The organism is Methanomicrobiales archaeon (assembly GCA_030019205.1).
Taxonomy (GTDB): domain Archaea; phylum Halobacteriota; class Methanomicrobia; order Methanomicrobiales; family JACTUA01; genus JASEFH01.
In genome coordinates, this window is sequence record JASEFH010000070.1 from 1 (window position 1) to 630 (window position 630).

At 64.6% G+C, this 630-nt stretch carries 1 protein-coding gene; it reads right to left on the reverse strand.

Going from position 1 to position 630, the window contains the following annotated elements; genetic code table 11:
* Positions 1 to 18 precede the first annotated feature (18 nt).
* A partial coding sequence (locus QMC96_13340; protein ID MDI6877736.1) for a glycosyltransferase occupies positions 19 to 630 on the reverse strand: 612 nt, incomplete at its 5' end.

The following is a 630-nucleotide window of genomic DNA, read 5'->3' on the forward strand; positions in this document are numbered from 1 at the left end:
TGTCTGCATGTACCGGGTTCACGAGACGATGGCTTCGAGCTGCCGCGCGAACTCTCTGAAATTTTTCTCCGCGTTGTAGTTCTCCTCCCAGTTCGCCCGGCTCTGCCGGCGCATCCGCTCCGTGCCGGCCGGATCGTCCACGAACGTACCGATCGCACCGGCGATGTCCCCGGGATGCGGATCCGGACCGAGGAGGAGCCCGACCTTCTCCGTGACGATCTCCGGGGTTCCGCCGACCGCTGTCGCAAGGACGGGGATGCCGCAGCTCTGGGCCTCCATGATCGTCACCGGAATGCCCTCGGACTCGCTGACGTTCAGGAACAGGTCGACGCAGTGCCTGCAGTAGAACTCCATCACTTCCTCGTGGGGAATCTGGCCGAGGAAGGTTGGGCGGACGTTCTCGGGCAGAGTGCTCATCGCCTGCTTCTCAATTGTTCCCCGCTCGGGGCCGTCGCCGATGTGAACCCACTCGAACGTCTGCTCGGGCCTCAGTCTGCCCAGTTCTGCCAGTCCCCGGACCAGCAGTCCGAGCCGCTTGACCGGCACCACGTGCGAACAGGATACCATCCGGAATGTGCCGTCGGAGGAGGGTTCGGTTGAGAAGCGGGGGTCGTCCACGCCCAGGCGGGA